The following is a 24,460-nucleotide window of genomic DNA, read 5'->3' as shown; positions in this document are numbered from 1 at the left end:
ATAAATGGGATCTTGAATGAAACTGGATGATTTAGACCTTTTCCTTACTGTCGTAAAAGCCGGAAGTTTCGCATCAGCCGCAAGACAAAGAGCCATTCCGACCAGTACGCTAAGCAGAAGAATACAACAACTTGAAACCGATACTGGCCGCAAGTTATTGGTGCGCCATGCAAAAGATATGAGTTTAACGAAAGATGGACAGCTACTTGTTCAGCAATTTTCGACTGTATTTGATGATATTCACCTTCGACTTGAAAGCGTCGATAAAGAAAAAGAAGACTTTTCTGGCGTTATTGTTATCAATGCTCCCATTATTCCACTCAAGCACCAAATTGGTCCTTTAGCGTTAGAGTTTGCAAAGCTACATCCTAAAGTACAAATACGCTTCCAGTTAGGGAATCAAAATAATTACCATCTTCGCGGTGATATTGATATTGCCTTACGCTTTGGTCATCAGCCTGCTTCTGATTGGGTCGCAAAACGTTTGTCACATAACCCATCAGTAATATGTACGACCCCTGACTATCTAAATGATAAACCAGACCTAACCCACCCTAACCAATTAGTACGTTACGACCTGTTATCACCAAGCCCTCAGCAACGATGGGTGTTCAACCATATTAGTGGCGAAAGTGTAAAGTTCATCCCGAATGCACGTATTCAATCTGACGAGCTAGATACTATCCATCGTGCTGCCGTTGCAGGATTGGGCATAGCACGTCTTCCTGAATGGTATACAAAAAAATCCTTTGAGAATGGCGAGTTGATTCAATTATTTCCTGACTGGCAAATGGAAGGATCTGACGTTGCACTGCTATATCCACAAAGAAAGCTACTGTCAGAGCGCACTCAAGCGCTGATTGACTTTATTTTTGAGCATTGGAAACCTTTTGAGTCACTATAGAAACAAACAAAGAGCTAGCGAGCACAATTGCTCATTAAACATACGTAAAGTGACATTTTAGAACCAATAATTTGATATAAAGCTAAATATATACCTTTAAATCGACTCGTATTATTGACTACAGCGCCCTTTTTCATATATCTTATTTTCTATCGAGAATTAAGATTCAATCTTAAATCCAACAAATTTAAGCGGGCGTGCTGTTGTAACAATGCAATCCCATCTTTAACTATAATTATGCGGAGTTCATCTTCAGCATATCTCTGCAACTGAGTGATTGCGTTTATTCACAATAGCCAGAGGCAGTTACTAGCGGATAATAACGAGAGGCTTATGTTTGCACTAACGCATGTTAATGTTTTTGATGGTCACACGACCCTTCTAGACCAAGCGATTATCATTGATCAAGACACTATAACGTCTATCGTTTCGATGAAAGATGCAAAATTACCTGCAAAAATTTTCAATGCTAATGGCTTATTAGCAACTGCTGGCTTTATTGATATCCAATTAAATGGTTGTGGCGGCGTATTACTTAATACAGACATCAGAAAAGAAACACTTGATGTAATGAACGCAACCAACCTTAAAAGTGGCACGACGCAATATTTACCAACCCTTATTACTAGCCAAGCTGAATCAATGAAGCAAGCTATTGATATGGTTGCTGATATTAATGAGCCAAGTAAAGAAGGCGTATTGGGTTTACACCTTGAAGGTCCCTTTATTAATAAAGCTAAAAAGGGAGCGCACCAAGAGCACTTAATTCGTGAACTTGATGAAATAACAGCGTACTACCTTGCTGATAATGCAGATAAAATTAGCGTAATAACACTTGCACCAGAAAACACCTCGCAGCACGTTATCGATATTTTGACACAGGCTGGCATTACAGTGTCACTTGGTCACACTAACTCGACATATGAAGAACTTGCTGAAAAAGATGGCATCACAATGGCTACGCATTTATATAATGCGATGACGCCACTTGGCTCTCGTGAACCTGGCGCTGTCGGTTATATTTTCGATAAAAAGCCACATGCAGGCATCATTGTTGATGGCATTCACTCTTCATACGCATCTGTTCGTATTGCCCACCAGCTAATGGGTGAAAAGCTATTTATGATAACAGATGCCGTTAATCCAGCAGGCACAGACTTAACCGAATACGACATGGCTGGAACAACAGCTTACGTAACTGATGGAAAGTGCCATTATGCCGACGGTACTATCGCAGGTGCTGCAATTACCATGATTGAAGGTGTAAGAAACCTTATTGATCAGGTTGGGCTTACGCGTGATGAAGCATTGCGTATGGCTAGCCTCTACCCAGCAAAAGCATTAAAACTTGACCACGAATATGGTCAGTTAAAAGCAGGTTATAAAGCGAATATCACATTGCTAACTGATGATAATCAGGTGCAGCATGTTATTCAAATGGGTAAACAACACGACTTTACTGCTCGCTAATCTCACGATGAGATACACGCAAATACAAAAAAGGGGCTGATAATTAATCAGCCCCTTTTCTATGGAATATTTTTATAACTAATTATGCTGCCTGAGTTTCCAGTGCATTCATTTTAGCAGTACGATTCATTTGGAATTCACGAAGTGTGAAATACAAGTAAGTCGCAACAATCGAGAAGAATAAGTACGATAAAGAAAATACAAACGGTGAATTGATCAAGTTTGCTTCAAGGCTCCACATCACACCTACCACTGTCACGCCCATTTTCGCCGCCACTCCCATTAAAAGAAGTAAAGCCGCTAATTGAGGATAACGTGTCGAGCGAAAAGCTAACCAGTAACCTGTGCCCACAGCGACTGCTGCAATTCCAAAGCCTACCATAAATGAATGGAAATGCTCACCTGAAAGTACACCAGCTACAATTGATAAAAGTATAATAAAACCAAATTTCATAACAACCTCATTAATAGAAAGCGTCCCTTCAAGATAAAACCGCGTTGACAGGGGTATTTTCCCACTTTCTGATTTATTTTCATACTAAGACCCATGAAGGCTGTTACTGTTAATTACTTAATTCTTCACAATTTTACATTCTGTAACATCATAACCATCGGTAATATAGACACTCAACCCCAAGTTGTTAATTAGTTGTTACTCACCCTGTAAATTGTAAGAAATAGTTACAAAGTGCGCTTTTAGATTTAAAAACTCTAATAGAGCGTTCTTTTATTCCTTTACGCACTTTTATAGCGTGTGAAATCTTCCTTACTACGCTATTAAATATGGAATTTAAGTTTTCAAATTCAACCGAACAAAAAATGTACTATTTCATATTCCACGCAAAAAAAACCATCAACAGCATGTGCTATTGATGGTTCCAGATTCTCACTATATCGGTAATGCTAAACCATTCATTAATGCATTGAATGATTTTTCAGCGACAGATTCAAAGCATCAGCAGGTCTCTACTAACACCCGTACTTTTTCAATTTTAACCGCTGCCACTTTGAACTCGGGGATCTTCGCATGGGGATCCGTTGCAGTCGTCGTTAAACGGTTTGCAGGCGCTTCAGCAAAGTGGAACGGTACAAATACCACACCTTCTTGCATACGTTTAGTAACAAACGCAGGGGTTTCAATGCTGCCACGACGCGTTGACACTTTAAGCATTTCACCATTACGCACACCAAGACGCTCTGCATCAACGACCGAAATCATTGCACGAGGGCCAGCCAGGTTATCCAACCCTTTGGTTTTTCTTGTCATGGTACCGGTGTGGAATTGTTCTAATAAACGCCCTGTTGTCAAAATAAGAGGATATTCTGCATCAGGTAATTCAGCCGCGTAACGGAACGGGATTGCTGCCATCTCCCCTTTACCACGAGTAAATTGAGAGGTATGCATAACACGCGTACCGTCAGGTGCGTTGTCGTTACACGGCCATTGAAGGCCATCTCTACCAACACGATCCCAGTGAATACCCGCATATTGTGGCGTTAACTGGGTGATCTCTTCAGTAATGTCTTTTACTGATTGATACGCCCAATCGCTCCCCATTGCATTTGCAATGCTTTGAATGATCCACCAATCTTCCTTTGCTTCACCTGGAGGATTAACCGCAGGAGTAATGCGTTGAACACGGCGTTCAGTATTCGTGAAATGACCTGATTTTTCGGCGAAAGAACATGACGGTAAAACGACATCCGCATATTGCGCAGTTTCAGTTAAGAAAATATCTTGTACCACTAAGAAATCTAATTTCTCTAAGCCTTCTAGTACATGCGCTTGGTTAGGATCACTCAGAACTGGATTTTCACCCATTACATATAAACCTTTCACCTGATCATGACATGCTGCATCGATAATCTCGGTTAGGGTTAACCCATCCTCTTTCGGTAAGTTGGGTTTATTCCATGCTTTGGCAAACTTGGCATGAATTTCAGGCACCTGTACTTTCTGGTAACCAGGGAAGTTGTTTGGTAACGCCCCCATATCACAAGCACCTTGCACATTAGATTGACCACGTAGTGGGTTAATACCACCGCCTTCAATACCAATGTTACCGCACAACATCTGCAAGTTAGCCACAGAGCGAACATTATCATGGCCCGTTGTATGCTGCGTAATACCCATCGAGTAATACACGGCGGTGCGATTAGCGGTACCAATCATCTGCGCCATTTTAATAACGTCTTGCGCTTTCACACCCGTGACCAATTCCACTTTATCGGGTGCATAGCTATCGAGCATCACTTCTGCTTTTAATGCTTCAAAGCCTTCAGTTCGCTCATCAATATACGCTTTATCATGCCACTCGTTTTTGATGATTTGTTGCATGATGCCGTTCATTAGCATCACATCCGTACCCGGACGATGTGCGACATACAATTCAGAATGATCCGCAATATCAATACGCTTAGGATCCGCCACGATTAAACGTGTTTTACCTGTACGAATCGCCTGTTTGATATGGGATGCTATGATCGGGTGTGCCGAGGTCGTATCAGAGCCAATGATAAACACCACATCAGAGAACTTAATGCTTGGTATGTCATTGGTCATTGCGCCACTACCAATTGACGCTTCTAATCCTGTTACTGTTGATGCGTGACACAAACGTGCACAGTGATCGACGTTATTCGTTTCTAATTCGCGACGAATAAACTTTTGGAATGCAAAATTATCTTCGTTGGTGGTTTTCGCCGATGAGAAACCCGCTAACGCATTACCGCCTCTATCGGCTTTAATCGCATTGAATTTGTCAGCGACCAGCGATATAGCCTCTTCCCAACTGGCTGGCTGTAATTCGCCATTTTTACGAATTAGCGGGGTTGTTAAACGCTCTTTGCTGTTTACAAAATCAAAACCAAAGCGTCCTTTAACACATAACATACCTTGGTTTACTGGCGAATCTTTTACGCCTTGTACATAACGAATCTGATTTAATGATTCATCGACAAACATCGTCAGCTTACAACCCACACCACAATAGGTACAAATCGTCTCAACTGGCTTCAGCATTTCGATTCGACCTTGCGACTTATCTCGCTTATCGACCAGTGCGCCAGTAGGACACACTTGAACACATGCCCCGCATTGAACACAGTTCGAATCACCCATGCTGTAGCCTTTATCAAAGCCAGGACGGCATTCAGGGCGGCTTGCACTTGAGCCATCAGCATTTTTGGCGAAACTTAATGTGCCGTGAACTGCTTTTTCATTACAGGCTTCAACGCACTGACCACAACTAATGCAACGGTTAGCGTCGAATACGATGAATTCAGAGCTATCATCTACATGGAATTTCTGGCAACTCTCATTGGTTAGTTCGGTTTCTGCAACATCATATTCGGTCGCATAGTCACGTAACTTACAATCAGTGTTTGCCTGACAACCACACTCTAAACAACGTGCCGCTTCGCGCATTGCTTCGTCATTGTTAAAACCCGTTTCAACTTCACTAAAGCTTAACTCTCGCTCTTTCGTGCTCAATTCTGGCATTACAGAACGCATTACTTTTTTAATCTCTACAAACTGTTCAGGAGCAACCTGCTTTAACTTGCGCTCTTTTTGAGAATTAAAAAGCTTAACTGGAATGTTTTCCATATCACCGTCGAAGAAGCGATCAATCGCCTCTGCAGCAATGCGTCCATCTGCAACCGCCTCAATGGCTGTTGCGGGTCCACGACGGAAATCACCAATACTGAATACATTACCTAAACCAGAGTGCATGGTATTCGGATTAGCATCTTGAGTATTCCAGCGCGTTAATGGCAGCTCTAATTCTTCTTTATCCATGAAGCTTAAATCAGGCTTTTGCGAAACCGCAGCAATAACGGTATCAAACGCTTCGGTAAAGTATTTACCTGTCGGCTCCGGTCGACGACGACCAGATGCATCAGCCTCACCCAGTGCCATTTTCTCGAGCTTAACTTCACACACGTGACCATTCGCGTCAGCAATATTTTCAACGGGGTTTGTTAAAAAGTGAAACTTAACGCCTTCATGCTCGGCTTCTACAATTTCATAATCTTCAGCAGGCATTTCATCACGTGTACGACGGTAAATAAGCGTGGTATCAGCACCGTCACGTACAGCTGTTCGTGCACAGTCAATGGCAGTATTACCACCACCAATAACGGCTACTTTTTTACCCGTAATATAACGACCTTCAGTGACGTAATCTTTCAGGTAATCGACACCTAAATAACAGCCATTAAGATCACTACCAGTATAATTCATTTCTACAGCTTGCGAAGCACCAACTGCAAGGCATACCGCATCATAATCTTCTGTGAGTTGCGTGAGTGTGAAATCATCGCCTAACTTCTTAGAGGTCAGTACTTGCATGCCGTTTCGGCACATTAGCTCAATTTCTTTTGCCAAAATAGCCTTAGGCAAACGGTATTCAGGTATACCGTAACGTAACCAACCACCCGCTTCAGGCATCGATTCAAATACTGTTACATCGTAGCCTTCATTGGTTAGATAATAGCCACACGTTAAGCCGCCAGGGCCACTACCTACAACTGCAATGGACATACCTTTTGATGCTTTCTTTGGCGGTACATAATTTTCTTGTGCAGCAAGATCGATATCGGCTGCATGTCGTTTAAGCTGGCGAATGGCGATTGGTTCATCGACTAAACCACGACGGCATTCAGTTTCACAAAATGCAGGGCAAACACGGCCAATGGATAACGGCATAGGCAGTGTTCGTTTAATCACTTCTACTGCTTTAACATGATCATCTTGAGAAATATGGTAAAGATAAGATTGAATATCTACGCCAGCAGGACATGCTGTTTGGCACGGCGCTTCACAATCAGCATAGTGATCAGAAAGAATACGATTTAGTGCTGTTTGACGAAGCGACGACAGTTCTTCAGACACTGTTGTGACAGTCATGTTTTCAACGGGTTGAATTTCACAAGCACGTTGAATACCTTGCCCAGCCACATCGACGACACAAAGTTCACAGGGTACTTTTTCGCCATTTTTATTAAGACCACAAAGTGACGGTATTTCAATATTACAGTCAGCTGCAGCTTCAAGTAGGGTTTGTTGCGCATTTACAGGAAATACTTGTCCATCTATCGTGACATTTACCATTGATTGCCTCTTTAAGGTTCTCGGTACTGCATCTTATTAATCATTGACCGTAATCATATTTATCAAAATGATATGTACTATAGTAATGACCGAACATTTATTGTTCTTCGTATTCACGAATGGCAGTAGCTCAAGGATGATTGGAGAAAAATCATCAATTTTTACTTATTCCCCAAACGTATCAAAAGCAGAATAAAATTCTTTGATTTGGAACACTGTCGGCTTTTATATTTGGAATATTTACCAGTATGAGAGCTATCTCTCGCTTAAAGCTGTTTTCTTTATTAACGAGTGTAATAAAAAGTAAACGATTCACATTTTTTTACATAGATCGTGACTTTTACCTAATCACTACTTTATAATTTACTGATAAATTAGATAATTATTTGGATTAAAGCAAACTATGGCCAATATTTTAGATTCAGTTGATCAACGCACTCAACTTGTTGGTCAAAACCGGCTTGAGCTTTTAATCTTTCAACTCAATACATCTCAATTTTTTGCTATCAACGTCTTCAAGGTAAAAGAAGTCATTAAACGTCCTCATCTGAATATTTTACCTGGGTCACATCCCAGCGTGTGCGGTGTCGCCAATATTCGAGGTACATCCATTCCCGTTATTGATCTACGCAGTTCGATCGGCATGCGTAGTATGGAAAAAAATGATGAGTGCAATATCATTATTACTGAGTACAACCGTACTATTCAGGCATTTCTTGTCGGTCAGGTAATGAACATTGTTAATATGACGTGGAAAGATATTCAAGCACCACCAGAACAAGTGGGACCTAATAATTACTTAACAGCAATCACTAAAATTGAACGTGATGGCATGCAACGTTTGGTCAGTATTCTGGATGTCGAAAAAGTATTAGCAGAAATCATTGATTACAATATCCAAATATCGGATGAAGTCTTAGATAAAACCATTGTTAATCAACTTCATGGTCGCAAGATCTTGATTGTCGATGATTCATCTACCGCTCGTGGTCAAATTCGCGATACCTTGTCTCAACTGGGTATTGAAGTCATCGAAGCTAACGATGGTATGAAAGCCCTAACCTTATTAAAAGGTTGGTGTGATGAAGGTAAAACAGTCACAGACGAAATTCTTATGATGTTCACCGACGCCGAGATGCCAGAAATGGACGGCTATAAGCTGACACATGAAGTGCGTAATGACCCACGCATGAATGATTTATTTATCGCACTGAATACGTCGTTGAGTGGCAGTTTCAATGAGGCCATGGTTGAAAAAGTTGGTTGTAATCGCTTTATCTCTAAATTCCAGCCTGATGTATTGGTCGATGTTGTTCAAGAACGTTTACGTGAAGTACTAGGCCATGCACCTAACTACTCAAGTTAATGTTTTTTTTAAAAGAACTTAATACCGTTCTGAATAAGTAGCTGATCAGGCATTTTCGCAGCAAGAATGATTAGATACTTATTTAGATGGGCTTGAAATGAACGATTAACAATATATAACACTAAAATGTACTACCGACAATCTCATAAAAGCCGACATTAATTGCCCCTCATCCACTTTCAAATAATTCCGACAAAACGCGATTACCTTACGCTCTGCTACATAAATCATGCTTTCCCAATCATTGAACGACTTGCTCTCATCCAAATAATTCATCACTTTGGTTACACGGTCACTTATATTGGCGATTTGCATTGAATAAATCCCTTTTTCAATATTAAAACCGATGAACGTATACGTTACTTACCGCGAGTTGTTGCATCCCATCATATTCATGCCATTCAGGCAGGTTATCTTGATCTGTGTTATCAACTAATTCCAATGGTTCACCGTAAAGCGTGTCTATTTGCGGCTCTCTTATATCTTCAGCCCTTACTGATAACTGCATAGTAAGTAGTAATAGAATAAGAGTTGGAAGCACCCAACTAGGTGCCTCCGGTTTGTTTGATTTCATCAAGATCTCCACTGTCGACTCAATTAAATATGTCTTATTAGGTGATGTGCTACGGGTATGTATGTGCTGTGTATACATCACCTTGAGTGCTGCGTAGAGTTACACGGCGGTCAAAAAAGTCATTTTCAAAATTTTGTTCTGATTTTAATGGCTCTAAATCACCGTAGGCATCAACAAGAAGCTGATCAGTATCAATACCTTGAGATTCAAGATAATCACGAACAGCATCGACACGGCGCATTGATAAATCAAAATTCTTCTGGCTATCACCTCGACGATCGGCATACCCAGCTAGCTGCCAACTCATTTCTGGTGATTGCTTCATCAGCTCAGCAATTTCTTCAAGTTGCTGCTGAAAAAGCGGCTCGATATCTGATGAACCAGTACGGAAATGTACATTCACTTCGAGCATTAATGCTTGACGTTCTTCACTTTGTAACTGCAAATCTTGCTGCAAACGGGCAATCTCGATTTGGGCTTGGTTATAATTAATGTCTATACGTTCAAGTTCGGTATTACGCGCGGTTAATTCAATCATGTCTTCATTTTGGGATTTAATATGCTCATCTTGCCCAACGGCTGTACCAACAATTCCACCGACCATTGCGCCAATAATAGCGCCAACAGGGCCCCCGACTAATGCACCAAAAGCAGCACCCGATCCTAATCCGATGAGTTGCTCTTGCTCACCAACGACATATGTTTCGTCTGCAGCTTGCAGGTCTGCTTGGTTAGCATAAGCAGTTGGTGCCATTGTTGAAGTAAGAAGAGCTGCTGTAACCAAGGTTGTAATTAATTGCTTTTTCATGATGTATTCCTCATCGTTTTATTTATTATGAGTAACCTGCAACGCGCATTCTTTATTGAAGTAACGTTTCAAAGCGGGTTGCCGTTGCGATGTAGTCATTAAAGCAAGTTGATCTGGCAATATAGAGGAAAGAAAATAGCAATGCGGTGATCAAATGTGGCGAAAAAAAGGCAATGTGTTTTCGCCCCTTTTTTAGTCCATTTTTTGTTGTATAGTCAGCACATAGAAACAATACATATAAAAGAGAAACAAGGTTCCCATGAAAAGAATTGCAATCGTTGAAGATGAAGTCGCCATCCGTGAGAACTACACCGACGTATTGGTAAAGCATGGCTATAGCGTTCAAGGATACGATAACCGCCCAGACGCATTAACCGCCTTTAAAGAACGTTTACCCGATTTGGCAATCATAGACATCGGCTTACAAGATGAAATTGATGGTGGTTTTTCGCTATGCCAATCATTACGGGCAATGTCTTCAACTGTCCCGATTATCTTTTTAACGGCTAGAGACAGTGATTTTGATACGGTTTGTGGTTTACGCATGGGCGCTGATGATTACCTCACCAAAGACATCAGTTTGCCGCATTTGATTGCTCGTATTGCAGCGTTATTTCGCCGTAGTGAAGTAATGGCAACCCCTATCGAGCAAGAGTCGTTAATTGAGCGAGATTCACTAACCATTGATCAAAATCGTATGCAGGTTTTTTGGAAGCAACAACCAATAGAATTAACAGTGACAGAGTTTTGGATGATTTATGCGCTAGCTAAACGTCCTGGCCATGTTAAAAGTCGTGATGACTTAATGCAGGCAGCACAAGTGGTCGTTGATGACAGCACGATAACGTCTCATGTGAAGCGTATTCGCAAGAAATTTATTCAATGTGACAACGAGTTTGATTGTATCCATACCGTTTACGGCATGGGTTATCGCTGGGGTGTATAAGAGCATATGAAAAATAGAATGATGAAATTCAAACCCCAATTACGCCTTGGTTTACGTACAAAAGTCATTCTAATATCAAGCTTTTTACTGTTACTTCCTTGGCTTGGGTATAAATATGTTTGGGAAATGGAAAAACTGCTTCGCCAGGGTCAAGAGCAAACATTAATTGGCACCACTCGTGCTGTCGCAACCGCATTAAATGAACGCCCTAATCTGTTTAATCTTCAAGCCAGTTTTCTTAAATCGGTCGAAAAAGGTAAAGATCTGTATGCTTACGACTTACAAAATCCGATCAAGCTAGATGGAAAACTGTCTGATTGGCACGATTACGATAACCAGATGGTCAATTATGGTCGTGATTATGTACAATTCAGCCGCCGTCCTTATTCCGCATCAAACAACATTAACTTCAAACACATGGTAGGTAAATATCAAGGCTACCTTTACGCAGTATTCGAGGTAAATGATAAGTCGCCGATTATGCGCCGTAAAAATTCGACACGGGTTGATCGAAGCGATCACTTAATCATTGCGATGACATCGCCAAACGGTGAATTTCGACGTTATGTCATTTCACCTTATGAAAGTGGCTGGGTAAATGCTTTTCATATAACAGAACCCACTGACGATAATCAAGATTCGGCGACAAGTTATAATACCAGCATGATCGATCCCGCTTCTTTAGTGGCAGCCAGTGATATTCAAGGTTTTTGGCAAAATACAGAAAGCGGCTATAACCTTGAGCTCCGCATTCCATTAACTATGCTCGGTAATAAGCTTGGTTTTGCATTTTACGATATAAACAATAGCCGAAATCGTATTATTGACACCATCATTGGCACATCTAATACATCTCACCTCAATCGATTAGGAACCGTATTGGTTCCATCACCTGAAATAGATAAAATTTTAAAAGGCATGGGGCATAACAGTTCCCGTATCTCTGTTATCGATCGCCACCAACGTATATTGGCTCAAACTGGTGATATACAAGATTCAGATGGTGTGTGGTCTTCATCTGTAAAATACAGTGAAGATGATGATTCGTGGTGGTCGGTATTTGAACAAAATGTATTACACCCCTTGTACTACAAATTTCTTATTTCAGCACCTCAGCAGTTTATCGACTCTCAACAGGATGCAGCAAACCTTGAAGGTGTCCATATATCGCAAGCATTACAAGGCAGGGGCTACTCTCAATGGCGACTTTCTGAAGATAAAAAAGCCATGATACTCGCTGCTGCCTACCCTATTTGGTTGGATAATAACGTAATGGGGGCTGTAGTTGCTGAAGAGTCAACTAATGGTATCCAAACATTACGCAATCGTGCTTTAGAAAAGTTGTTTAATATTATTCTCGCCATTATGGCTATCGGAACGATTACCTTATTCTTATTTGCTTCAAATATTTCATCACGTATTCGACAATTAAGAGACGAAGCGGAGCAGGCTATTGATAGCCAAGGCCGTATTCAAAAAGCCATTTCTCCAGCCAAAGGCAGTGATGAGATTGCCGATCTTTCTCGAAGTTTAGCTTCTATGGTTGGGCGATTAGGGCAATATAATCATTATTTAGAGAACCTATCTTCACGCTTATCACATGAACTACGTACCCCCGTAGCGGTAGTACGTTCTTCAATTGAAAACCTTTCAATGCATAACCAAGATGAAGATTCACAGCGTTATATTGCACGGGCACAAGATGGTATTCACCGCTTGAGTACGATCCTGTCAAGTATGACGGAAGCTACACGTATCGAGCAGAGTCTTCAAGGTGCAGAAAAAGAGAGATTCCCGCTGAATGAGCTAGTAACAGGCTGTATGCACGGTTATCAAATGGCATTTCCTGAGCAAAAATTTAATGTACGAGTACCAGAAACGAATGTAATGATCGAAGGTGCACCTGATTACCTTGCGCAGCTCTTGGATAAGTTAATCGCGAATGCGGAAGATTTCAGCGACAACGAATCTGAAATCGAAGTCAGCCTTTCTAGTGAAACGATTCAAGCACAAACATACGCTTCTATAATCGTCAGTAATCATGGCCCTTTACTGCCTGATAACATGACGGATCAATTACTAAACTCAATGATCTCAATTAGAACTCAAGACAAGCAAAATAAGCCTCATTTAGGTTTGGGATTGTTTATTGCGAGACTCATAACTGAATATCATAATGGCACAATTATGCTTAGGAATAGAGCAGATAATAAAGGTGTGGAAGTCATTGTTACCCTGCCTTTGGATACCAGCGACAAATAAGGCATAAGAATGCCTGGGTATATGCCTGTGGCGTATTTATTTATAATTGAAACTAGAATGAATATATAAAATAACGCCTAATACTTTAATAGGTATTGGCGTTATTTTAATACAAGAGATTTTGAGCTCGTAAATAATCTATACATCAGGTAATACATCTAGCTAATAATACATTTATCATTAAGCCATTACCGCAGCAGAATACAAGCCAATTGCAACTATGATAGCAGCAATGGCCAATAGAACCTCAAAAAGCATATTTGGCATAGTTTATCCAACTAGTGACCACCAAGCCCAGCTTTCGCGTCACTCATTACCCAGCCTAATGTCAACATTGAAAGCGTCATACCGTATCCAATAACAATATATTTACTCAGTGCTTTCAATTCAGTGACTATAGCGGAAGGTTGTGCATTTACAGACATACTAAACCCTCTATTAGTTAATGAGTTTCGCTCTACTTGATGCAAGGAAATAGGTGCTATTAGGTTCAACAAGCACACCATCAATATTAGATGTTGTTGTCGAATTGTTCACTGTGAATGAACGAAATACACGAACTGCGGCATACACGGTAAATAAAACAAACATTAAACTAATAATTGTATTCAATATCTCTACCTCGTTATAAGTACATGAACAATATTACGAGAAAGAGCTAAATCTAACCTGAACAACAACCAGTAAAGTGGCGACAACACGTTATAATAAAAATCGGGCTACCTATCTAATTTTCAAAATAACTCTAGTTTTCAAAATAATTGTATTCCCTTTAGACACTGTTAGCATTACATCTAAGCCACCTCAAGATGTAACATTTAACATCTTGAGCTAACTTGGGTATAACCTATTCCACGTTATCAATTGGCAGTGCTGAAGGTGCGCCTTCAAGGCTAGATTCTTTCTGAGTTGTATCAATTTGAGCCATAAGCTGTAGCTCTTTTTTTTCAATATCTTGATATTGTTTTTCACAAACACGTTTCGTTAATGGATCTTCGCCAAAGGTACTCAAGCAGCGTTCGATGTACATATCATGTGACATTAACAATGTTTCAGCATGTACGGTGCTTACAATCGTGCACATGAATATGACAATAAATAGGCTTCTCATTTTAGCTCCTACAAGTAGGTTTACACTAATTGAAGTTGATATTGGCGAACACTGCCAGCTAAAGAATGAGAATAGAAACAAAAGAAATGAACGAAGGTTTGAGTATATAAAAAAGCACAGGAAAGTCCTGTGCTTACGAAATCAGTTTACAGCTGATTAGATTTAACGTTAAAGAGCCCAATCTCTGTTTTGAAGCACTAAACAATAACCATCAACATCTTGGAAGGTTTTACCTACCCCTTCCCAATAAGGGTTATTGTTTTCAACTACGCTAAAGCCTTCATCAATCATACTTCTGCATGCTCGCTCCCATTCGCGGCTACACGCGATATAAAAGACTAACTGATGACCACTATTAGATGCTTGTCCAACAGTAACACCACGCTGGTGAGTAAACTCTAGATGGTATGCGTGCTTCGGATGGCCTAATACAACGCCGTCGAAACCATCATGGTCATCAAACTGTTTCACCATTTCAAAGCCAAGCGCTTTACTGTACATCAGCGCTATTTTTTTGAGGTTATCGGTTGGTCTTACGACACGGAGTGTTGAGTCTCTAGGTATCATTTTTATCGTCCTTTGATCTTTATTACACCACAAATAGCTATACGCTGATTAATTTCTTGGGGAAGATTCAGAAGATCATATAGCGTGGTAAATTCAATTTTGGTATCGCTGACTGAACAGGTAGGTGCATTCAGTTGACTATGGCTCTACTTTCACAGCTTGTCACAATACCGTCAAGTAATAACACAAGTAAACCACCAGCTTTGTGAGCAACACACAATAGATCAAAAAAGAGCCACTGGGTTTGTGGCTCTTTGAATATAAGATTTTTAAAAACAAAGCCTAATGCTGCAGTTCACCTGAAGCCAATAACGAAAGGCTATCTGGCGTATATTTATTGAAACTGATTAATGACTTTTTGGGTGGATAAACGAACTTAGTCACCTTAACAATATACCTTGCAACTATATGGTCTGCGGTATCTTTTTCATCATACCAAAACGTATCAATATCGATTTTTTTACCAATATCCCACTTCATATCGGTTCGAACAAAAACATGCTCTTTAGGGATCCCCAGTAATTCTTTATACATAATGATGACTCCAACAATTTAAAATTAATCAAATACTGACGCTATAATTTCATACTACTTAAGTAGTGATTGATGTTTTCATCACAGTTTAAAAAACAACCAATGAGACCCCTATCGCATATCTAAAAACCAAACAAACTTACTATATTATTTTCCTACAGAATGATAAAGCAAAGAACCACCGGCCTTAAAACATAAATATATCAATCATTTAAACTAATAATCGCGTCATTGAAATTAGATTGAGTGCAGTAAACCAGCTCTCGATTAGTTGACTCAGCTCTTAATTCACAACGGTTCTTATTCCACATAAAACCTTGTGGGATCTGATTTGTTTTTACAGCCAAAAACGTTGGCTCTTTCAAATCATTTAACACTGCACTAAGTGACCCCGTCACTTTTTCTGCTTTACCATTTGAATAGAACTGAGCAGAGAATGGACGCTTATTCAAATATACGAGCTGACTTTCAGGTGCTTCAACTTGTTGACTCCACGTTGAAAGTAAATTTTTCTCAACTTCTTTCCCCGTTAGATTATAGCCAAGTAATAATGCGGCAATAACAATAAGTACAGGCGTGATTAGACCAATCTTATATACCTTATCAGGTAGCTTTAACTTTCCTTGGTAACCCGCGATTAATAGTGCAAAAGCAGGTAAACCAGGCATTACATAACTTGATAGAATATTACCCGAAAAAGTAAAGAGAATCAGTGGTGACAGCATCCAACACCATAAGAAACCAAAATAGCCATTATCACTTACGACCCCTTCTTCTCCGGCTTTGAAGAATCGAGCGACCTGATACATTAAAATCGGTGTCCAAGGTAATGTCGCAAGTGCCCAATAGAGCCAAATAGTGCCTCGAATTTCTTTATGTGCAGTGCCATATAAATCGCCTTCCCAACCGCTTACAATGAACCGCTTAATGTGCTCGCCCACAATAAAGTAATTTAAGAAGCCAGGGCTTTTCCATTCCGCAAGCAAGTACCAAGGTAATGACAGCATAAGGAAAATAGCAATTCCACCTTTCCAAGGTAAACAGGTCGGAATACGTTTCCACCTTTTATCGCCACAAATCCACAGTGTTAAACTAATACCCACTAAAATCAGCGTTAACGGCCCTTTTGCTAGCATGCCAACAGACAAGCCAACAAAAAACATATAACCCCAGAAGCGTGATTGCTTGGTCCATGATTGCCAAAAACCAATCATAGAGAGTGTGATGCCAAACGTGAGTGCAGTATCTGTCATCACTGCACCAGAAATCACGATAAAAGCGACTGTCGTGGCTAATATAGCCGTCGCTAACCACGCTTGTTCTTTATTGCTATTCTCTTCCCTAGAAGCAACAAACCACGTCATCGCTAAAATAAGTAACCCAACAAGTAGATGAGGTACGCGGGCAGCAAATTCATTAACTCCGAAAATTTCAAAACCAGCGGCACTTAGCCAAGTGAAAAGCGGTGGTTTCCCCCAAAATGGCACATTGTAATCAAACATGGGGGTAATCCAATTCCCCGTTTCATACATTATTCTTGCCATTTCACCGTAACGGGCTTCCGTTGTATCCATGAGTGGATATAAACCAAGGCTCAAGAAACGAATCAGAATCGATATAACAGTAAGTGCTATTGCGAGTTGAGTTAAAGATAGCTTTTTCAATGAATTAAACATTATGCTTTTATTTCCTCACTCGTGGTACTTAGCTGTCCTTTCGGAAAAACATACTCTCGAGGAACACTCATTGCGTGCGCATTTTCGTCAATAGGCTTCATTTTAAATGTCTGTATTTCATTATTAGTCTCGGCGTGATTAGTATTCATAGTCACATTGGCTGTCGCATTTTTTATTGTCTGATCCATCACAACAAATAATGGCCGTTGCTTTGCTTCTATAAACAAACGCCCCACGTATTCGCCCATTAAACCAATAGAAAGTAGTTGTACTCCGCCTAACAACAGAACAATCATGATCGTCGAAGGATAGCCAGCAACGGGATCACCCCAAATAATCGTTTTCGTAAAAACAACCGCTGCCATAATAATTGCTGCTAGCGATGTAAATAAGCCTGCAGCAGTGGCAAGTCGTAGTGGTCGAGTACTGAATGACGTAATACCTTCAAAGGCAAGGTGCACTAATTTGGTGTAATTCCATTTCGTTTCACCCGCTTGACGAGCATCTCGATCAAATTGCAGCGTTGTACGTCTAAATCCGGGCCATGCAAACAAACCCTTCATGAAACGAGTTCGCTCTGGCAGTTTATTTATCTCATCGACAACACGGCGATCAATGAGCCTAAAATCACCCACATTCTGAGGGATGGGTATATCAGACATACTATTAATTAACTTATAAAAAGCAGCCGCTGTTATGCGTTTAAACCAGCTTTCGCCGTGACGTTTATGACGCTGCATGTCAACAACATCGAAACCTTGTTTCCACTCGTTCACCATGGCGGGGATCAATTCAGGGGGATCTTGAAGATCAGCATCAATGAGAATAACAGCCTGCCCTTTTGCGGCTTGTAAGCCTGCACTCATTGCCGCTTCTTTACCGAAATTGCGGCTTAAACAGATAGTTACTATCTGGTGGTATTCACTAGAAAAACTACTCGCAAGCTTGACGCTGCTATCACTACTGCCATCATCTACATAAATAATTTCACAATGCTCATTCAAACCATCAAGCACAGCACATACCCGCTTATGGCATTCTTCAATGACTAATTCTTCGTTGTACATTGGAATAATAATGGATAGCAGGGGCGACTTCTCTTTACCTTTATTCTGCTTATCTCTGTGTTGAGATAATAAAGTAATGGTCGACATACAATACCTCTTAAATGCGTCTTTCCTGTGCGATTGAATTCATCGTACGAGAAGTCGTGTCATAAAAAGGTCTCTGACATTTTTTTCACTCTAATATGTGTCATTATATGCACCATAGATATTTACTATTTTTATTATTAAAACACTGGTAAGACGATGAAATTACTCCTTATTGAAGACCATAAAGACATCGCAGGTGTCATATTCGATTTTTTCGAAATTAAAGGCTATACACTGGATTATGCCAATAATGGTTTGCATGGTTATGAGCTAGCCAGCAGTAATTATTACGACCTTATTATTCTTGATGTCATGCTACCTCGCATGGATGGATTTACCGTCTGCCAAAAACTGCGTGAACAAGGCGTTGATACCCCGATTTTAATGCTGACGGCACGAGATACGCGAGAAGATACCTTAGAAGGTTTCGCACAAGGTGCTGATGATTACCTTGTGAAGCCGTTTGATTTAGAAATATTGGAAGCGAGAATTAAATCATTAACCCGTCGACGTATTGGCAATACAGCAACCAAAACATTAAATTTTGGCGAGCTAACATTAGATTTAAATACGCATATTGTCTCTCGTAATGACTGCCAGTTTTCTTTAAATCCCACCTTATTTACTATATTGAAACTGATGATGGTCAGAGCGCCGAACGTAGTAGCAAAAGATGAGCTCATCTCTGCACTTTGGGGAGATGATGAACCCGAAGGGAACGTGTTAAGAAGCCATATCTACCAATTACGCAGTCAAATAGATAAACCATTCAAACACGCTTATATCAATACGGTGCCAAAGGTTGGCTATCAACTCATTGATAAAGGGTAAGCAACGTGTCTAAAGTTAAATCCGCAAAACAGATCACTTTCACCTATTTTGCGATTGTGGCATTTGCCATTATCGCGACCCATTTTTCTCTGATGGAATCAACACTTGAAGACCTTGAGTATTTAAATGCCCAGAACCGACTCAATTACTCAAAAGAAGTTGCTCAAGAGCTTTTAAGCGATAGCCATAACACCAGTGTTGCAATTCCCCCTTTTAGCTTTGCGTATGTTGGTAAAGAAGCATTGCCTGCCAATATAACAATTCCTGACAATTTTCAATTCAATACCGCTGTAGAGCTGAAACAGGAAGAAACACAAGACACTGAATACTTTATCATGAAGTCGCAGCTAATCATTCGCGACCAAGTGCAGACGGTCTATATTTTATACTTCGATGAAATCTATGAATTCAGTGAAGAGCAAATATTTTGGAGCCAAGCAAAACAGCTTATTATTTCTATTTCTCTGCTACTGGTTAGCTTTGCTGTTGTACTACGCATATCACAACGCCTTACTAGCCCATTATCAACACTCGCCAAAGAACTAGAAGCGCGTTCGCCCCATGATTTGACCCCGATTCCTGTGCCTAAAGGTGTCGAAACAAAAGAGCTTTTGCAGTTAGTTAATAGCTTTAATCAATATCAAGCACGGCTTCATACTTCTATCGAGCGGGAACGTTCATTCAATCGCTACGCCAGCCATGAATTACGTACACCATTAATGGTTATTAAGGGAACGATATCTTTACTGGGTCAATCTAATGAACCTGTCTTTATTGAAAAACAACGCCAACGCCTGCTGTCTGCCAGTAATGAAATGAACGATTTTGTGACAACATTATTGTCGCTTACCCGTGATGAAGATCTCTCTAACTTAGTGCTGCGCTCACTAGACAAAGAGGAAGTTGAAAATATCATTCAGTCTCATTCACATTTGATCAATCACAAAACAATCAATTGTGAGGTGATACTAAAAGAAGAAACCAAGATCAAGGTGCCTGAAACTACAATAAAAATATTGATAGGTAATTTAGTAAAAAATGCGTTTGCGTGTACCGAAGAAGGCACGGTAACGATCACGGTTTCTCCTGATACCATTGAAGTTGTAGACACAGGCATAGGGCTTGATACTAAGCCACGAGGCATTGAGGGGTATGGCTTAGGGCTAGTTATTGCCAACGATATCTGTCGTAAATATGGTTGGCAACTAGATTTGGCTAATAACGCAACAGGGGGATGTACAGCAACTATCACGCTACAGCCGAACGAAACACCCAACGGTCAGCCAATAGATAGTTAGTTATCAACCCTAGTAACACCCCTGGCACCATTGCTACAACCGACCAAACCACCTCAACATCGAGGTGGTTTACCAATAGGCTTTTCAGATCAGGGTATTTAATTAAAGATTCAATTAATAATTGATTAATATCTACCGATTGCATTAATAACCAATAACAGCCCCAGTTTGGAATAAAACCAATACAAGAAACAGCTATAAAACGCCCCCACTGCTGCATAGGGTTTGGGGTATTGCTCGCATCAAAGGTAATATGCCGATTTAGCCACCAGTTAGACGTTGCTGCTACCCAAAACGCAATGGCACGAGCAGGAATAAAGGCAATATAAAAAGACAGAAGAAACAACGTTGCGGCATCAACAACAAAACCAATACTACCCACACCTGCAAATCGAAGTATTTTCATTTTACTACAGCCCTTCATTATCATTAGGATCTTATCACCTGTTATCTAATCATCATCTGAATAACATGATGAATGGTAAAGGCTACCTGGTCCGCAGTAAAAAAAAGGTGAATAGCGAGGAATAAGAATGGCTGTACAATCAGGAAAATATTTAGCAAAAACAGCATCAGAGAATAGTCCAATAACGAGTGGCTCTAAGATAAATAGTCCTAATAATTAAAAAACACTTTTTTTTCACCCTAGCATTGTATAATGCCTGCAATTTCATAAATTCATTCACTTTAGTACGGATTACAATGAGTAAAATTTTCACCTTTTTAAAAGGCATGGCGATGGGTGCCGCCGATGTAGTACCTGGTGTATCGGGTGGTACAATTGCCTTTATCACAGGCATTTACGATACATTGCTAGAAAGTATTCGACGTATCAACCCCAGCCTAATTCGTGTTATTAAACAACAAGGCATTAAGGGCGCATTCGAGCATATCAATGGCACTTTTTTAGTCTTGTTATTCTCTGGCATTTTGACCAGTATTTTCACTTTTGCACGTCTGATCACTTGGATGCTTCATACGCACCCTATTCCGCTTTGGTCATTTTTCTTTGGTTTGATCATTGTGTCTGTCATCCATATGTTCAAACAAGTCAAACAATGGGAAATAACCCGCTTTATTGCCGTGGCGGCTGGCGCTTTCTTTGCTTACGGTATTACTGTACTTCACCCCTTAGCAATGGAACCTACGTTACTTAATGTTGTTATTGCTGGTGCTATTGCAATCTGCGCCATGATTTTACCGGGTATTTCTGGCAGCTTTATTTTGCTGTTATTAGGAATGTATGGCCCTGTATTAGCCGCAGCAAAATCATTCGATATTGTTACGCTGGCATTATTCGCGCTAGGTTGTTTAATCGGCCTACTTACATTCTCGCACCTTTTATCATGGGTATTACGCCATTACCGAGATATCGCATTAACGTTCTTAACGGGGTTAATGATTGGTACACTCAGTAAAATTTGGCCATGGAAAGAAGTACTAACATGGCGTACAAACTCTAGTGGTGAACAAGTTCCATTACTAGAGCAAAACTTATCACCATTCAATTTTGAACAAGTGACAGGCCACCCCTCTTTAATCGGGTATGCAATTATTGCCACGATAGTCGGTTTTGGCGTTGTATGGGGATTAGAAAAGTTTGCAGATAAAGCTGAGTAATCTGCAATAAACTGGCACCAACCATCTAAATATCGGCTCTATCTAGCCCTGCTTATTCTTTGTAGGGCTAGATTCCTCTATTGCCATTTCTCGATAACTACCACATTTTCTTCCAACAACACTTTGATTACACAATGTAAGTGATACTATTCACAAACACATTACAATTAACAGTCAGAACATGTTACAACCTCAGTCCAAAGCAATATTATCGTTAACGCTAAAAACACTTGTCGCCTTTGGCATTGGGTTTGGTTCTTTACAATTACTCGATGCATATAAGGCAACCAGTATTCAGTCAGTGTTGCCTTCACGTATTCCTTTAGAAGAAACATGCCAACTCAGCCAACAAGCATGTGAACAACAAGCTGCCATAATCCAACTAAGTACCGATATTGTTCACCCTTTAGAAGCAACAACAATGACCGTCGACTGGCCAGCTCTACCTCAAGACACAACACAATTAATCGTATCGCTAGAAGGTAATGAAATGATGATGGGGGTATATAAATTACTCTTAACTAAACAAGCATCGGGGCAATACAGTGGCGAGCTCATGCTACCTTTCTGCACGACAAACGCAATGACATGGCAAGGAAGCATTAAAGCCCTTCCCTCTACTAACTCAAATGACAGTATTCAGCCTCTCAATATTTCTTTAAGGATGACACAATGAAATATCAATGGATAATTTTAGCGTTAGCACTGGGTGCAGGGCTTATTACGCGTTACGTAACAGATAGCAATGATCCAACTATCACTGCCGAGCAAACATCTCCAATTAATATTTTAGAAAGTGGCGATAAAGCCATTGATTTATACGATACAGAAGATAGCCGTATACGCGTTGTCTATTTTGGCTACACACATTGCCCTGATGTGTGTCCCACCTCGCTTGCGGTGCTGTCTGCAGCCTTACAAAAGGTCTCTCCGCAACATCTATCTAACCTGTGGCCAATTTTTATTACGCTAGACCCAGAGCGTGATACACCCGTAAAAAGTGCAGAGTACGCACAATACTTCCATAAAAACATTATTGGGATGACTGGCACAGATACTCAAACAAAAGCACTTGCTGAAAAGTACGGTGTTTTATATATGCGGACAGAATTAAAAGATTCAGCATTAGAATACGCTGTCGATCACAGCTCGTATTTTTACTTTTTGAAGCCCGATGGCACTTTGCTTGAAAAAATACCGCATACACTTAATCCTGATATCTTAGCCGAAGCAATTAACCGTTTAGCGGGTGAATCGAAACAAGCATAACGCCAATATAGGTCCTTAAAATGTCATTTTGCTTTCATGTCATTAATATAATTAAAAATAATGCGCATAAATCAAATTTGTCTGACAGTTTTCTAACAATCGAGTGGAATAATCATTTTTCTTTAAGATAGATTGTCCATAAAAAAACAAAAACATACAGAATTATAACAAGCTCAATTTGCTTGAAGCCCAGAAGCGACAAGCGATTCAGCCGTTTATCGATGTAAATAAAAAGTTGATATCACTATCATTCTGTAAGGTATTCTCACGTTTGATAGAGTTTTTTTTATTAATAACGTGCTTTTAATGAGCAATTTTAAGATGTTATGCCATAATGATCTTGCCGACTAAAACTTTTTCAATACTCGGTTTGTAGTGGCAAACTTATGTAGAATGTAGAAGGAATAAAAATGAATCGTTCACTAACTATCCTATCTGGTGTAATTCTGAGTGCAGCTCTTATGGGTTGTTCAAGTTCAGATGAAGTAGACCAAATGCAACAACTGACTAACAAAGTAGATATGCTTTCTGATCAAGTTAGTGCTCTTCAGAGTCAACAAGATCAAATGGCAGGCGCAGTAAATGACTCTCGAGCAGCGTCAGATGCAGCTTACCAAGAAGCTATGCGTGCAAACCAACGTATTGATAATATCGCTGGTTCGTACACTAAGTAACATGCTTTATTAAAATAAGTCGAAGTGATGATCTTATATCATCACTTCTTCTTTTTATTTATAAAAAAACCAACGGTCACCGAATCCCCCACCTGCTTCTTTTCACTTATCCTATTAGCATATACCCTGACACCACGGTATAAAGCCTCCTGAGCAGCGATTAAAGCTTATTTATAGCTAATACCGTAGATAAGTAAATGGTAAGAGCTTACACAGGAAGAATTGAAAATAACAAGGCAGAGGTTTGAAGTTAAGGTTTGATACAAGAAAATAAAACCAGCTT

At 40.1% G+C, this 24,460-nt stretch carries 23 protein-coding genes; 11 read left to right on the top strand and 12 right to left on the bottom strand.

The annotated features are described in order from the left end of the window. Positions 1-16: 16 nt before the first annotated feature. Positions 17-904 carry a LysR family transcriptional regulator gene (locus tag C9J12_RS16975; RefSeq protein WP_006229616.1) on the top strand — a complete coding sequence of 296 codons (888 nt, stop codon included), beginning with the start codon at positions 17-19 and terminating at the stop codon, positions 902-904. A gap of 333 nt (positions 905-1,237) precedes the next feature. Further along, positions 1,238-2,374, top strand: a complete 1,137-nt coding sequence (gene nagA, locus C9J12_RS16970; protein WP_107243792.1) for an N-acetylglucosamine-6-phosphate deacetylase — start codon at positions 1,238-1,240, stop codon at positions 2,372-2,374. Between the two features lie 82 nt (positions 2,375-2,456). On the opposite strand, the gene C9J12_RS16965 is transcribed toward nagA, so the two are convergent. Continuing rightward, a complete protein-coding gene (locus C9J12_RS16965) occupies positions 2,457-2,828 on the bottom strand; it encodes an NADH:ubiquinone oxidoreductase (RefSeq protein WP_107243791.1) in 372 nt (123 codons plus the stop codon). 501 nt (positions 2,829-3,329) lie between these two features. Then, entirely contained in the window at positions 3,330-7,487 is a 4,158-nt protein-coding gene (gene fdhF / locus C9J12_RS16960) for a formate dehydrogenase subunit alpha (RefSeq protein ID WP_107243790.1), read from the bottom strand. A 403-nt stretch (positions 7,488-7,890) separates the two neighbouring features. Here fdhF and C9J12_RS16955 point away from each other — a divergent pair, with 403 nt between their 5' ends. Then, positions 7,891-8,853, top strand: a complete 963-nt coding sequence (locus C9J12_RS16955; protein ID WP_107243789.1) for a chemotaxis protein CheV — start codon at positions 7,891-7,893, stop codon at positions 8,851-8,853. A gap of 337 nt (positions 8,854-9,190) precedes the next feature. Here C9J12_RS16955 and C9J12_RS16945 read toward each other — a convergent pair whose 3' ends face one another. Continuing rightward, positions 9,191-9,427, bottom strand: a complete 237-nt coding sequence (locus C9J12_RS16945) for a hypothetical protein (protein WP_107243787.1) — start codon at positions 9,425-9,427, stop codon at positions 9,191-9,193. Between the two features lie 49 nt (positions 9,428-9,476). After that, on the bottom strand, positions 9,477-10,235 hold the full coding sequence (gene pdsO / locus C9J12_RS16940; RefSeq protein WP_107243786.1) for a sortase-associated OmpA-like protein PdsO: 759 nt from the start codon (positions 10,233-10,235) through the stop codon (positions 9,477-9,479). A 259-nt stretch (positions 10,236-10,494) separates the two neighbouring features. Here pdsO and pdsR point away from each other — a divergent pair, with 259 nt between their 5' ends. After that, on the top strand, positions 10,495-11,181 hold the full coding sequence (gene pdsR / locus C9J12_RS16935) for a proteobacterial dedicated sortase system response regulator (RefSeq protein ID WP_107243785.1): 687 nt from the start codon (positions 10,495-10,497) through the stop codon (positions 11,179-11,181). Between the two features lie 18 nt (positions 11,182-11,199). Continuing rightward, positions 11,200-13,443, top strand: coding sequence for a proteobacterial dedicated sortase system histidine kinase (pdsS, locus tag C9J12_RS16930; RefSeq protein ID WP_227876384.1), 2,244 nt, complete (start codon positions 11,200-11,202; stop codon positions 13,441-13,443). Between the two features lie 278 nt (positions 13,444-13,721). Here pdsS and C9J12_RS30730 read toward each other — a convergent pair whose 3' ends face one another. From C9J12_RS30730 to C9J12_RS16905, 7 genes are all read right to left on the bottom strand, one after another. Beyond that, a complete protein-coding gene (locus C9J12_RS30730; protein WP_170111805.1) occupies positions 13,722-13,868 on the bottom strand; it encodes a hypothetical protein in 147 nt (48 codons plus the stop codon). Between the two features lie 13 nt (positions 13,869-13,881). Beyond that, positions 13,882-14,055, bottom strand: a complete 174-nt coding sequence (locus C9J12_RS30725) for a hypothetical protein (protein ID WP_170107555.1) — start codon at positions 14,053-14,055, stop codon at positions 13,882-13,884. A 235-nt stretch (positions 14,056-14,290) separates the two neighbouring features. After that, entirely contained in the window at positions 14,291-14,554 is a 264-nt protein-coding gene (locus tag C9J12_RS16925) for a hypothetical protein (RefSeq protein ID WP_107243784.1), read from the bottom strand. 168 nt (positions 14,555-14,722) lie between these two features. After that, positions 14,723-15,121, bottom strand: a complete 399-nt coding sequence (locus C9J12_RS16920; protein WP_011220835.1) for a VOC family protein — start codon at positions 15,119-15,121, stop codon at positions 14,723-14,725. 282 nt (positions 15,122-15,403) lie between these two features. Then, entirely contained in the window at positions 15,404-15,655 is a 252-nt protein-coding gene (locus C9J12_RS16915) for a hypothetical protein (protein WP_107243783.1), read from the bottom strand. 203 nt (positions 15,656-15,858) lie between these two features. Next, positions 15,859-17,331: an ArnT family glycosyltransferase gene (locus tag C9J12_RS16910; RefSeq protein ID WP_107243782.1), complete on the bottom strand. Its 1,473-nt coding sequence runs from the start codon at positions 17,329-17,331 to the stop codon at positions 15,859-15,861. After that, the gene (locus tag C9J12_RS16905; RefSeq protein ID WP_107243781.1) at positions 17,331-18,485 is read right to left on the bottom strand and encodes a glycosyltransferase family 2 protein; all 1,155 of its coding nucleotides are present in this window, start codon (positions 18,483-18,485) and stop codon (positions 17,331-17,333) included. The genes C9J12_RS16910 and C9J12_RS16905 overlap by 1 nt, the downstream gene beginning before the upstream one ends. Positions 18,486-18,641: 156 nt before the next feature. Between C9J12_RS16905 and C9J12_RS16900 the strand changes: the two genes are divergently transcribed. Both C9J12_RS16900 and C9J12_RS16895 read left to right on the top strand, forming a co-directional pair. After that, positions 18,642-19,316 carry a response regulator transcription factor gene (locus tag C9J12_RS16900; RefSeq protein ID WP_107243780.1) on the top strand — a complete coding sequence of 225 codons (675 nt, stop codon included), beginning with the start codon at positions 18,642-18,644 and terminating at the stop codon, positions 19,314-19,316. Between the two features lie 5 nt (positions 19,317-19,321). After that, the gene (locus C9J12_RS16895; RefSeq protein WP_107243779.1) at positions 19,322-20,614 is read left to right on the top strand and encodes a sensor histidine kinase; all 1,293 of its coding nucleotides are present in this window, start codon (positions 19,322-19,324) and stop codon (positions 20,612-20,614) included. Here C9J12_RS16895 and C9J12_RS16890 read toward each other — a convergent pair. Beyond that, positions 20,565-21,020: a GtrA family protein gene (locus C9J12_RS16890; protein WP_107243778.1), complete on the bottom strand. Its 456-nt coding sequence runs from the start codon at positions 21,018-21,020 to the stop codon at positions 20,565-20,567. The two genes, C9J12_RS16895 and C9J12_RS16890, sit on opposite strands and share 50 nt — an antisense overlap. 296 nt (positions 21,021-21,316) lie before the next feature. Between C9J12_RS16890 and C9J12_RS16885 the strand changes: the two genes are divergently transcribed. From C9J12_RS16885 to C9J12_RS16870, 4 genes are all read left to right on the top strand, one after another. Next, positions 21,317-22,234, top strand: coding sequence for a DUF368 domain-containing protein (locus C9J12_RS16885; protein ID WP_107243777.1), 918 nt, complete (start codon positions 21,317-21,319; stop codon positions 22,232-22,234). Positions 22,235-22,415: 181 nt separating this feature from the next. Continuing rightward, positions 22,416-22,910 (top strand): hypothetical protein, encoded by a 495-nt coding sequence (locus C9J12_RS16880; protein ID WP_107243776.1) that lies wholly within the window; start codon positions 22,416-22,418, stop codon positions 22,908-22,910. Continuing rightward, positions 22,907-23,503, top strand: coding sequence for an SCO family protein (locus C9J12_RS16875; protein WP_107243775.1), 597 nt, complete (start codon positions 22,907-22,909; stop codon positions 23,501-23,503). The genes C9J12_RS16880 and C9J12_RS16875 overlap by 4 nt, the downstream gene beginning before the upstream one ends. Before the next feature lie 410 nt (positions 23,504-23,913). Next, complete coding sequence (locus tag C9J12_RS16870; protein WP_006229590.1) at positions 23,914-24,177, top strand: Lpp/OprI family alanine-zipper lipoprotein; 264 nt, start codon at positions 23,914-23,916, stop codon at positions 24,175-24,177. Positions 24,178-24,460 lie beyond the last annotated feature (283 nt).

It is taken from the genome of Photobacterium frigidiphilum (assembly GCF_003025615.1).
In the GTDB taxonomy this organism is placed as follows: Bacteria; Pseudomonadota; Gammaproteobacteria; order Enterobacterales; family Vibrionaceae; genus Photobacterium; species Photobacterium frigidiphilum.
This window is presented reverse-complemented; position numbering and strand designations above follow the sequence as displayed.

Bases quoted from the DNA above. Each gene is read 5' to 3' on its own strand.
- C9J12_RS16975 (WP_006229616.1), top strand. From the start codon at position 17: ATGAAACTGGATGATTTAGACCTTTTCCTTACTGTCGTAAAAGCCGGA.
- nagA (WP_107243792.1), top strand. From the start codon at position 1,238: ATGTTTGCACTAACGCATGTTAATGTTTTTGATGGTCACACGACCCTT.
- C9J12_RS16965 (WP_107243791.1), bottom strand. From the start codon at position 2,828: ATGAAATTTGGTTTTATTATACTTTTATCAATTGTAGCTGGTGTACTT.
- fdhF (WP_107243790.1), bottom strand. From the start codon at position 7,487: ATGGTAAATGTCACGATAGATGGACAAGTATTTCCTGTAAATGCGCAA.
- C9J12_RS16955 (WP_107243789.1), top strand. From the start codon at position 7,891: ATGGCCAATATTTTAGATTCAGTTGATCAACGCACTCAACTTGTTGGT.
- C9J12_RS16945 (WP_107243787.1), bottom strand. From the start codon at position 9,427: ATGAAATCAAACAAACCGGAGGCACCTAGTTGGGTGCTTCCAACTCTT.
- pdsO (WP_107243786.1), bottom strand. From the start codon at position 10,235: ATGAAAAAGCAATTAATTACAACCTTGGTTACAGCAGCTCTTCTTACT.
- pdsR (WP_107243785.1), top strand. From the start codon at position 10,495: ATGAAAAGAATTGCAATCGTTGAAGATGAAGTCGCCATCCGTGAGAAC.
- pdsS (WP_227876384.1), top strand. From the start codon at position 11,200: ATGATGAAATTCAAACCCCAATTACGCCTTGGTTTACGTACAAAAGTC.
- C9J12_RS30730 (WP_170111805.1), bottom strand. From the start codon at position 13,868: ATGTCTGTAAATGCACAACCTTCCGCTATAGTCACTGAATTGAAAGCA.
- C9J12_RS16925 (WP_107243784.1), bottom strand. From the start codon at position 14,554: ATGAGAAGCCTATTTATTGTCATATTCATGTGCACGATTGTAAGCACC.
- C9J12_RS16920 (WP_011220835.1), bottom strand. From the start codon at position 15,121: ATGATACCTAGAGACTCAACACTCCGTGTCGTAAGACCAACCGATAAC.
- C9J12_RS16915 (WP_107243783.1), bottom strand. From the start codon at position 15,655: ATGTATAAAGAATTACTGGGGATCCCTAAAGAGCATGTTTTTGTTCGA.
- C9J12_RS16910 (WP_107243782.1), bottom strand. From the start codon at position 17,331: ATGTTTAATTCATTGAAAAAGCTATCTTTAACTCAACTCGCAATAGCA.
- C9J12_RS16905 (WP_107243781.1), bottom strand. From the start codon at position 18,485: ATGTCGACCATTACTTTATTATCTCAACACAGAGATAAGCAGAATAAA.
- C9J12_RS16900 (WP_107243780.1), top strand. From the start codon at position 18,642: ATGAAATTACTCCTTATTGAAGACCATAAAGACATCGCAGGTGTCATA.
- C9J12_RS16890 (WP_107243778.1), bottom strand. From the start codon at position 21,020: ATGAAAATACTTCGATTTGCAGGTGTGGGTAGTATTGGTTTTGTTGTT.
- C9J12_RS16885 (WP_107243777.1), top strand. From the start codon at position 21,317: ATGAGTAAAATTTTCACCTTTTTAAAAGGCATGGCGATGGGTGCCGCC.
- C9J12_RS16880 (WP_107243776.1), top strand. From the start codon at position 22,416: ATGTTACAACCTCAGTCCAAAGCAATATTATCGTTAACGCTAAAAACA.
- C9J12_RS16875 (WP_107243775.1), top strand. From the start codon at position 22,907: ATGAAATATCAATGGATAATTTTAGCGTTAGCACTGGGTGCAGGGCTT.
- C9J12_RS16870 (WP_006229590.1), top strand. From the start codon at position 23,914: ATGAATCGTTCACTAACTATCCTATCTGGTGTAATTCTGAGTGCAGCT.